General features: G+C 51.7%; 9 protein-coding genes and 2 pseudogenes. 8 read left to right on the forward strand and 3 right to left on the reverse strand.

The genetic code is table 11. From position 1 onward, the window contains the following. Positions 1-91: 91 nt before the first annotated feature. Positions 92-1,114: an MraY family glycosyltransferase gene (locus C7534_RS23100; protein WP_109787145.1), complete on the reverse strand. Its 1,023-nt coding sequence runs from the start codon at positions 1,112-1,114 to the stop codon at positions 92-94. Beyond that, positions 1,111-2,082 carry a UDP-glucose 4-epimerase family protein gene (locus C7534_RS23105; RefSeq protein WP_109787150.1) on the reverse strand — a complete coding sequence of 324 codons (972 nt, stop codon included), beginning with the start codon at positions 2,080-2,082 and terminating at the stop codon, positions 1,111-1,113. The genes C7534_RS23100 and C7534_RS23105 overlap by 4 nt, the downstream gene beginning before the upstream one ends. Positions 2,083-3,045: 963 nt before the next feature. Here C7534_RS23105 and C7534_RS23115 point away from each other — a divergent pair. The 8 genes and pseudogenes from C7534_RS23115 (at position 3,046) to C7534_RS33345 (ending at position 10,205) form a co-directional block, all read left to right on the forward strand. Then, complete coding sequence (locus C7534_RS23115; RefSeq protein WP_109787147.1) at positions 3,046-4,143, forward strand: DegT/DnrJ/EryC1/StrS family aminotransferase; 1,098 nt, start codon at positions 3,046-3,048, stop codon at positions 4,141-4,143. Further along, complete coding sequence (locus C7534_RS23120; protein WP_109787151.1) at positions 4,140-5,078, forward strand: glycosyltransferase family 2 protein; 939 nt, start codon at positions 4,140-4,142, stop codon at positions 5,076-5,078. Before C7534_RS23115 ends, C7534_RS23120 begins: the two co-directional genes overlap by 4 nt. Continuing rightward, the gene (locus tag C7534_RS33125; RefSeq protein ID WP_109787148.1) at positions 5,078-6,034 is read left to right on the forward strand and encodes a WxcM-like domain-containing protein; all 957 of its coding nucleotides are present in this window, start codon (positions 5,078-5,080) and stop codon (positions 6,032-6,034) included. Before C7534_RS23120 ends, C7534_RS33125 begins: the two co-directional genes overlap by 1 nt. After that, positions 6,031-6,468, forward strand: coding sequence for a GtrA family protein (locus tag C7534_RS23130; protein ID WP_256594799.1), 438 nt, complete (start codon positions 6,031-6,033; stop codon positions 6,466-6,468). The genes C7534_RS33125 and C7534_RS23130 overlap by 4 nt, the downstream gene beginning before the upstream one ends. Then, positions 6,452-8,656, forward strand: coding sequence for a hypothetical protein (locus C7534_RS23135; RefSeq protein WP_109787149.1), 2,205 nt, complete (start codon positions 6,452-6,454; stop codon positions 8,654-8,656). The genes C7534_RS23130 and C7534_RS23135 overlap by 17 nt, the downstream gene beginning before the upstream one ends. A gap of 193 nt (positions 8,657-8,849) precedes the next feature. After that, on the forward strand, positions 8,850-9,209 hold the full coding sequence (gene tnpB / locus C7534_RS23140) for an IS66 family insertion sequence element accessory protein TnpB (protein WP_256594800.1): 360 nt from the start codon (positions 8,850-8,852) through the stop codon (positions 9,207-9,209). An 18-nt stretch (positions 9,210-9,227) separates the two neighbouring features. Beyond that, positions 9,228-9,872, forward strand: a pseudogene (locus C7534_RS33340) (IS66 family transposase); the annotation flags it as partial. Positions 9,873-9,884: 12 nt separating this feature from the next. Next, entirely contained in the window at positions 9,885-10,205 is a 321-nt protein-coding gene (locus C7534_RS33345; RefSeq protein WP_442963228.1) for a transposase domain-containing protein, read from the forward strand. Positions 10,206-10,250: 45 nt separating this feature from the next. On the opposite strand, the pseudogene C7534_RS32900 reads toward C7534_RS33345, so the two are convergent. After that, a pseudogene (locus C7534_RS32900) lies at positions 10,251-10,439 on the reverse strand (glycoside hydrolase family 19 protein); the annotation flags it as partial. Positions 10,440-10,528: the final 89 nt, after the last annotated feature.

Consider the following 10,528-nt stretch of genomic DNA (forward strand, 5'->3'; position numbering starts at 1 on the left):
TCAGTTCTCTCCCTTCAACTGAATCGCCACGGTGAAACTGCAGGCGTATCGCTTTCACTCTAAACCTAAATGACAGAACTGTTATCCAGTTCTATATGGAAGCCTTTTCCAGCTCTCCCGCACGAAACTTGATCGTCAGAACCAGCAGTGGAGCATAGCCCAGAACCAGACCGAGACTACCATCCAGACCATAGCGCGTGACGCACACCGATATAGGCAACAACCAAAGCACATTGATCGCTCCAACCGCCATAGTAACCGCTAAATGGCTGCCAAACCGACGAGAGGCAACCTGATAGGCATGACTTCTGTGCGCTTCGTAAATTTTGTCTCCCCTGAGTAGACGACGAAACAAGGTGTATGAGGCATCGACGATGAAAACACCTAGCAAGATCAGCCAGCCCCAGAGCAGGTTGGCAGAAACCGAGGCGGCTTGCAGCGACAACCCCCCCAGAACAATGCCCAGAAATCCACTTCCCGCATCGCCCATGAAAATTCTGGCGGGGGGGAAATTCCAGTACAGAAAACCTGCCACCGCCACCGACAAAAGCAAGGGTGCCCAAATAAGCTGAGGCGTGCCGCCAATCCAATACAGCAGACAAGCACCGAGACAGACACAAATAGCCTCGACACCAGCAATGCCGTCTATTCCGTCCATGAAATTATAGAGATTAAGCAGCCACACCAAATAAAACACTGCAAACACATGACCCAGCCAGCCGAGATCGATTACCCCCCCAAAAAATGGGACCGCAGGCAATCCCCCCAACCATAACAACAGCCAAGACGCGGCACAAAAATGTCCCAATAACCGCCAGCGAGCCGCGATGTGCCCGTGGTCATCAACAAATCCGATAACCGCGACCAAAGCACCTGCGCCGGCAATTGCACAAAATTCAAAAAGAGTTACCAGGTTGGCCGAGAGCAAAAGCCCAAGTGCCAAAGTGAATGCCAGAACAATTGCAACGCCACCTCCTCGAGGAGTCGGCACCGAATGAGAACTTCGGGCGTTGGGAATATCTATAAGGCTGCGGGACAATGCGTACCGCCGCAAAGCAGAGGTCAGGAAGAATGAGACCAAACCAACTAGCGGGATGAACCATCCGTCAATCATAAGGTGTGATAATCCAGAAAATGTTGCGCCGTCAGGTTCAAGGCCTCATCAAGGCTGACTGGAGGAATCCAGCCCAATAGCCGTTGATTCTTGCTGATATCAACCTGCAAGGACCCGAAAAGACGTTGAGAAAGCGCGTGCCGGCCCAGTAACGTTGCTACACCGCTCATCAGCCACACAGGTATTGGCAACAATCTCGCTGGTCTACCCAGGGCGCCCGCCAATTTGCGCAATAATTGCGTTGTCGATACGTCCTCACCATCACTGGCCAAAAATACTTGATTGGCAGCAGCGGGGTGCTCGGAACAGGTCACGATAAGGTCCACAAGATTGTCTATAGCGACAAGACTGCGTCGATTGCGCACAGCACCAAAAGGCAACGGGATACCGCGACAGAGCCAACGCATCATACTGAGGAAGTTGGCCTTTACCCCGGGACCATAGACCAGCACAGGACGGATGATAACCATCTCCATCCCGGTCGTCGAAGCCAGCAGACGCAAGCCCTGCTCCGCTTCCAGCTTGGAAATACCATACGGATCAACCGGGGCCGGCACATCGTCGGCGTTATATGCCGTGTTGGGTTCCGTCCCCTCCCCGTTCACCTTGATCGAACTGATGAAGATGAATCGCCTGACCCCGGCAGCGGCGGCCTGGCGGGCAAGATTCAACGTAGCATCAACATTGACTTCACGAAACGCGGCCAACGGGTCAGCTTTCGTGTCATTCATGACATGAACACGAGCGGCACAATGAACAACGACGTCGACCCCCTTAATGGCTTCCTGCCAATCGTTGGCACCATTGAAATCATCGACTGCAAGCGAGCGAACACCAAGAGGGAAATGGGTGCCTGTATCCCTGACCGGTGCGACGACAGAACATTCTGGTATCAGCATCAGTTGGTTAATTAACGCGCGCCCTAGAAAACCGCTACCGCCGGTAACCAGGAATGTTTCAGATCTCATGGGTGACCCTTTGGATTGCGTGAGGACATCAAAACCGCCAGACATCAACCGCTCAGCTACCTGACGCAGGCATCGCCTTACAGATTCGGTGATCGAGATTTCGGACAGCGTTGCACATGACGATGCTTTTGCCACAACGCTGCGCGAGCCGCAGTTTATTGAATTGCCTCAAGGTTAGCCACTTTAAACCCTGCATCTTCCTGCCTTCCCCGGAAAAAACCGTCTCTTGGCGCACTACCGTCCGCTCGTCAAAAATCGAATTTTCGACCAGCATCGGCAAGACTCTACGGTTTCGCAACACATTCAAGCGTTTGAGCTTTCTTGCGACCGTCAGCTATTTACTTTATCTGGTACATCCACTCTTCCTGGAAAGGACTGAGAATAAAATAGACATGTCTGCGCACTTTAGTAAGACCGCATGTTTTATCTGCTTTCTTATAACGCCCCGCACTGTCGACAGCCATTTATATACTCATTGAAAATGATATATATTAAGCCTGGAAAATTCTTAGAGAAAACCTGAATCACCAAAATAAACCCATAGCACAGAGCTATACAGCCCGCCGAACTTATAGTGCAAACTAGTAAATTAACCAAGTTAAAATTCGCACCACCGAACAACTCCCATACTTCCATAGCAAGATCGATACGCACGTCACCTCGACCAGGATGCAGGTGGGGGCAAGACTCCACGCATTAGCCTCCTGTGTCTGGATAACGACTTCGGGACGCGGGCATCGGCTCGAGCTCGTGAACGCGTAGAAACAACCGAAAAATGACACGGTATCAAGCCAAATTCCTCACCGCGGGTTGGAGCGAACGCAAGGGGAGGATAGAATCCGTGCGAAAAACTGGACCTGACACCTTCGGCCGCACAAACATAGCGAGCCAAGGAGCATGAGCCTGCACTAGAAGAATCAAAAACAGAATTCAAATGCTTATGCTTTGATACGGAGAACCTCGATGCAGCAAATCAACAACCTCGCAGCGAAAATCAACAAATTCCAGACTCAGATCACCGCCTCGGTACAACGCGTCGTCGCCAGCGGCTGGGTGGTCTTGGGCCCCGAGGTTAAACGCTTCGAAGCTTCTTTTGCTCAGTATTTGAACGCCAACCATTGCATTACCGTTGCCAACGGAACCGACGCGATCGAACTGGCCTTGAAGGCGCTTGGTGTTCAGAAAAATGATCTCGTTGCGACGGTTGCCAACGCCAGCATGTACACCACTACGTCGATTCTGGCCATCGGCGCGACTCCCGTTTTCATGGATGTAAACCTCGACAATCACGTCGTGACCCTAGCGGATGTCAAACACGCTGTTACGTCAGGTGCCAAGGCCGTCGTTGTGACCCACCTGTATGGCCTGGCGGTACCTGAGATCGCGGAAATATCCCGGTATTGTGCGGAGCAAAACGTACCGCTTCTGGAAGATTGCGCCCAAGCCCATGGGGCCGAACGCGAAGGAAAACGTGTCGGCACTTTCGGAGATGCGGCCAGCTTCAGCTTTTATCCGACCAAAAACCTCGGGGCGCTCGGCGACGGCGGCGCGGTGGTGACGAACTCTCCAGAAATTGCCCAGCGCGTGACACAACTCAGGCAATACGGCTGGTCATCAAAGTACTGCGTTGAATTGGAAGGTGCTCGAAACAGCCGTTTAGACGAAATTCAGGCCGCTATTCTTTCCGAGTTCCTACCGCATCTGGATGAAGGCAACTCACGACGCCGTGAGATTGCAACGCGGTATCGCAACGAAATCACTCACCACGAAATCCGTCACCCCCAAGAACAAGGCAAGGCATCGGTCGCGCACCTGTATGTCATCAAATGCCTGAAAAGAGACGCTCTTCAGCGGTACTTGCGCACCGTCGAGATCGCGTCAGATGTTCATTATCCAATCCCTGACTACAAACAACCGGTGCTTGAACACAGTTTCGGAACGCTGTCATTGAAAAATACAGAGACCCTGGCCTCTGAAATACTGACCCTTCCCTGCTATCCAGAAATGACCGACAAAGAAGTGAGCAACGTCATTGCAGCCGTCAACGGATGGGCGGCATGAGCTACTCCGTTATAGTCCCTGTCTACAAGAATGCTGACTCGATACCGCGTCTGATTCAGGCACTGACGGACATGAACGAGACTCTCGATGGCAAACTCGAAGTAGTTTTTGTTGTTGACGGGAGTCCGGATGAATCGTTTGCCCTGCTCAAGAAAGAGTTGGGCAATATGAGTTTTTCCGCCCAATTGCTCGCCCACTCCCGAAACTTTGGTTCATTCCCTGCGATTCGAACAGGGCTGATGGCGGCCACCGGCGAGTACTTCGGCGTCATGGCGGCTGACCTTCAAGAGCCGCCCGAATTGCTGATCAGCTTCTTCAAGTCGCTATCCAATGACGAATGCGACGTCGCTATTGGCACCCGAAATGCGCGAAAAGATCCGCTTTCAAGTCGTATGGCATCCTCCATTTTCTGGGGGCTGTACCGTCGCCTGGTCGTCCACGACATGCCTAAGGGAGGCGTGGATATTTTCGGCTGCAACAAAGCTTTTCGCGAGCAGTTGTTGCAACTGAGCGAGTCCCGATCATCATTGATTGCGTTGATATTCTGGCTGGGCTTCAGAAGAAAGTTTATCGAGTACGAACGCCAGGTTCGCCAAGAGGGCAAGTCCGCATGGACATTCAAGAAGAAACTTGAATACATGATGGACAGCGTTTTCGCCTTTACGGACTATCCCATCAAGTTGCTGATTCGAATGGGGGCAACGGGCTCAATCATCGCGTTGCTCATCGGTCTCATGGTGGTTGCCGCCCGTCTGTCCGGTGCTATCGAGGTGCCGGGCTACGCTGCCACCATGGTGGTGGTCTTACTGTTGGGGACATTGAATCTGCTGGGCCTGGGCCTGGTGGGCACTTACGCCTGGCGCGCCTATGAAAATAGCAAACAACGGCCTCTCGCGATTGTTTGTATGAAGCTTAATAACCAGGGCACCCTCTGATGACTGATCCGTTCATCCACGAAAGCGCCGATGTAAAAAGTAAAAACATCGGAAAAAACACTCGTATATGGCAATACGTGGTGGTGTTCCCTGACGCGTCCATTGGCGCCGATGTCAACCTATGCTCGCACTGCCTGATCGAAAACGATGTGGTCATCGGCGACCGCACCACGATCAAGTCCGGCGTCTATGTGTGGGACGGCTTGAGGATTGGTTCAGATGTGTTTGTCGGCCCCAATGTAACGTTTACAAACGACAAGTTCCCCCGATCCAAAGTCTACCCGGACACATTTTCCCAAACTGTTGTTCAAAATGGTGCGTCTATCGGCGGTGGTGCGGTCATTCTGCCAGGGGTCACTATCGGTACTGGCGCCATGGTCGGAGCTGGAGCCGTCGTCACGAAATCGGTACCGCCGTACGCTATCGTCACCGGGTCGCCTGCAAGAATTACCGGTTATGTGGAAAACTCCACATCCAGCGACTCATCCAAGACCCCGACCCACAAAGCCGAAGAGCAGAACGACGCCGTGGTCCGGATCGGCGTGGGCGATGTGACCACGCACAAGTTCAAGTACATTGCGGATATGCGCGGCGATCTCTCGGTCGGTGAATTCCACAAGGAAATCCCGTTCACTCCCAAGCGATACTTCCTTGTATTCAATGTCCCAAGCCAGAAGACCCGGGGCGAGCATGCACACCACAAATGTCATCAGTTTCTGATTTGCGTCAAAGGCAGCTGTGCCGTTGTGGTCGATGACGGCATCAATCGGGCAGAAGTCATGCTCGACGCACCCAATAAAGGGATTTATCTGCCACCGCTCATCTGGGGTATTCAATACAAATACTCGGAAGATGCAGTACTGCTGGTATTCACCTCTGACTACTACGAAGCCGACGATTACATTCGAGACTATTCGGAGTTCACTAAAATAACCGCAAAGCACAACGCACCGTGACATTATTAAAAGAAAACCCACGGACTCGCAGATGGATTAGCTTTCTTATAGGTGGCGGGCTTAATACCGGGCTCACGTATTGCATTTATCTTTTTTTGAGTTATTTCATAGACTATCAAATCGCCTACGCGATCGCCTATATAGCAGGAATAGTCTTTGCCTATTACTTCAACTCAAAAATAGTTTTCAAGGTAGAGCAGTCTTGGCTAGGCATGATAATTTATCCCGCCATCTACCTAGTGCAATACATTTTTGGGGCACTGCTGCTTGGTCTTTTGATTGAGCACCTGCACCTTTATAAGACTATTGCCCCCATATTTGTCATCCTGCTTTTGCTACCGTCCAGTTACCTTTTAAACAAAATAGTTCTGAAAGCAACTCATAAAACGAAGCCCACGAAGGACTCACAAGCATCCAATGACAGTAACTACTAAAAAGTCGTTCACAACGACACAATCTTTATATAATGGAAAAGCACTGCTTTGGCTCGCCCATCTTGGGCCCGCCTTGGTGACAGTCTTTTTCATGTGGTTACCGTTCGGCTTCTCGCTGACCGGGCTGCTCGAAGAATGGGGTGTCATTGGTCTGTTCAGCAGATCTGGCTTGCTTTTCCTGACCGATGCGTCAAGCGCTATGTCTGCCCAAGCGCTTCGTCCGCTAACTATCCTCCCTCACGCCATAGCATATTTCCTTGACCCCAACACCTTCAATTACTGGCATATACTTTTAATTGCCGCGCTCATAATCAAAGGTTGCGCGTTAAGTGTAATAACAACGAGAATAACAGGCTCATTAAAATGGGGCATGCTGGCGAGCGTACTTGTCATTATTTTCCCAGCGGACACAATGCAGCTCTCATTCAGATCAATACACATCAACTGGGCACTGAGCCTTACCTTGATGGGGAGTGCTATATTCCTGCATGCCATTGATCAAAACAGGAAAGTCCGATCTTATGTCTTGAGTGCATTGGGCAGTTTATTGATCGCAGCTGGATGCGCCATGTATGAAGTATCACTGCTATTCATTACCATTCCTGCACTAGTAATCTTTATTCAAATCGGCTTAAAAAAATTCATCCCTCACATCAAAGCATATTATGTTCAGCATCTGATCTGGGTTTCCGGCGGCATCGCCTATATTGCATATGTCATCCACACCGCACCACTCGTTCATAGTTATCAAGGCGCGATTGCCGGTAATAGCGCATTTTCGACTTTGAAACTGTACTACCCTAAAATTTTCACCATAGGACTAATGCGAAGTGTTTTCGGCGGCTGGATCGATGCGTTCAGGATAACCTGGATTGAGTTTAGCAGTTACTGGTATCTGGCGATTACTACAGCTGCGTTACTTTCACTGATCTTCTTTGTTTCACGAAAATCGAAAAGCATTATCATCTCGGAAAACGAGAAAAATCCATCTCTGGCACTTATCTGCCGCCTGGCAATCATCGGCATAGTGTTGATCTGCGTGGGGTATTCACCGTTCATTTTCTCTCTCTCTCATATGGCAGTGAGTCAACGAACATTCCTGTATGCAGCCCCGGGAGCGACGCTACTCTTTTTGTCTCTGTTTTTGGCCCTCAGTTACTACTCAAAGATAGCAACCAGTGTTCTGGCCGCCACCTTGATATTTATCGGCCTGGGCGCCCAGCTATTTCAGTTCCACCACTACATTGACATCTCAAAAAGACAACAACTTGTACTGCGAGACATCGTACAAAACTTTGATGGCAATGCTATCAATAAAACCTTGGTGATTCTCGACTATTCCAATCAGCTCAACCGTGATTGGATGTTTCTGAATGGCAATCTGGCGGCAGCGCTTTCCTACATATACGGCAAACCCATTAGCACCCTGGAGGTTTGCTACATGCCGAGTCATGAATGGCAACAACCCGACTCGCTAGGACGTAAAGGAAACTGTGAAAAAACTGTTGACGGCTGGACGTTCAGCTACCCTACCCCCATCAGCGGGCCGGGAATAGAAGCGGCAGATCAACCACCAAGCAAAAAACTTCCAAAATTGGAGGTTGTTACCTTGGTTATTGGTAATCAGGATATGGTGCCAGTCAATCACGAACTCGACGCCTACCGCCAAGACCTCAAGCACAACACCTCCCCAATGAGTGCAAGGTACCGAGGAGTCACCGAGACCGCGCCATGGCTTGACTTCCTGAAGTTCCGGGATCAGGCATACAAGGATGAATATTACTGGGGCTTTGGCAACTGGTGGAGTTTGGATATCCCAACAGCAGGTTCGGGATGGCGTGATGTGGAGTGGGAAGCAATGGGCTTTTCTCACGAATCCTCTGCCTGGAAAAATGCTCCTCGCGCATCACTTTATTTTGAACTGACCCCAAAAACGGTGCCTTATGTAATTAGCGGGAATTTTAATGCGTTCGCCAACGAGAAAATTCGGAGCGAGATGCAGATTCGTGTTAATGGCACCTCGACCCCCATCCAATGGGATCAAGACGGCAATTTTAGCGGCACCATTAACTCGGAAGCATTAAAGGCGGGGAGAAACGTCCTTGAGTTTGTGTCGGAAGTAGATGACAAATATTACGGACTATCCGCCAAACTGAGCTGGGTAAAAATAGCCAAGCAAACCCACTGACAACGGAATAGGAGAGCCCGGGCGGGCCGCCATCATTTTGAATACCTCATTGGAGGTTTCAGAATTTTGGCGGCTCGGCAAATGAATGCCTTCCAGCTTTCACTCCTTCGTAACCGCTCCACGAACCCCACATTCAAAGCCCTGGCTTGACGCCCGATGCTGTGCTCCCGAATTCCTTCTGGAGCCCATCGTCATGATGCGTCCCGACGCCAAAGTCGAAAAAGTCTATCTCTACCCCAAGCCCGTGGACTTCCGAAAATCCATCTACGGCCTCGCTGCTCTAGTCGAACTGGACATCAAGGTCGCGGTGTTCGAACCGGTGCTTTTCGTGTGCCTCAACAAACCCCGTAACCGAGTGAAGATCCTGTACTGGGAGCGCAACGGCTTCTGCCTTTGGCTCAAGCGCCTGGAGTCCGAGCGCTTTAAAACCTCCCCCTATCTCACGGACGAAGCCATTGTGTTAAGTGTTCAGGAACTCAACTGGTTACTCGACGGTTTTGATCTGTGGCGCAACCGTCCGCATCAGGTTTTGACGCCGCGATTTGTAGCCTGACCCGTTATAATCCGAGCCATGATTTCCCTGCCCGACGACCTTCCTGATGATCCTGTTTTGCTCAAAAAGTTGTTGCTTGAGGTGCTGGCTCGTCAGGCTAAAACAGCCGAAGTGCTGCAAGCCCATGAAGGTCACATTGTCGATCTGAAAGAACAAATCAAGCTGCTGCGCGACCGCTTACTGGCAAGTCCGGTGATCCACTGCGACGAAATCCGCGTCCAGGTCCTTAAAGAACCGGATCGCGATCCGACCAGTCAGCCCTGGATGTGAGGGCAGGCCTGCGGCCCGCCAGACCAGAAAATTGTGTTGTTCGACTACACCACCAGCCGTGAGCAGGAAGTACCGTTGCGCCTGCCTGAAAGTTATCTCGGCTACGTGATGACCGATGATTACGCGGGCTACAACGCCTTGGCACTGCAGCCGAGCGTGGAGCGGCTAGCGTGCATGGCCCATGCGCGACGCACGTTCGTGGACGCCCAAAAAGTGCAGTCCAAGGGTCAGACGGGCCGCGCTGATATCGCGCTGACGATGATCAACAAGCTGTGCCGCATCGAACAGCAACTCAAGGACGCCAGTGATGAACAACGCTTCGCGGCTCGTCAGGAAAAGAGCCTGCCAATCCTGGCTCAGTTGAAGAACTGGCTGGATATAACCAGCCGCAGGTTCCGGCCCAAAGTGCTCTGGGTAAGGCGGGGCAGTATCTGGCGAACAACTGGAGCCGGCTGGACTACGTGGAAGCCGGTTTTTTACCCATCGACAACAACGCCGCCGAAGAGCGATAAAGCCGTTTGTCATCGGGCGCAAGAACTGGTTGTTCAGCGACACCCCCAAGGGCGCAGCGGCCAGATCTACAGCCTGGTCGAAACCGCCAAGGTCAACGGCCTGGAACCCTATACGTGGCTACGCCACGTACTGGAGCGGTTACCGCACGCCTCGTCGGTGGAAGACTACGAAGCCTTGCTGCCGTGGAACTGCTCGCCAGAGATCCCACGGTAAACAGTCACCTCACTTTGGGGTAGGTGGGGTTTATGGATCGCATACGATCAGGCCGCGACCACGATAATTCCAGCCATCACCGGAAGATGCATCACCATTACCCGCGCGCGAGGCATCGGCGATGTTCGCGATCTGCTGCGGCTGTCAGGCGACTAGTGCGGCCAGCGCCGCCGGGAACCGACTCGGCCAATTCGCCATCAGTCCAGGTGCGCCGTAGTTCAGGTTCTCGGTAAGGGATCCACGAACCCCACATTCAAAGCCGCCTATTGAAGCCTGATGCTGTACTCCCGATTTCTTTCCGGAGCCAGCCCCTCATGATGCGA

This window comes from Pseudomonas sp. OV226 (assembly GCF_003148705.1).
Taxonomy (GTDB): domain Bacteria; phylum Pseudomonadota; class Gammaproteobacteria; order Pseudomonadales; family Pseudomonadaceae; genus Aquipseudomonas.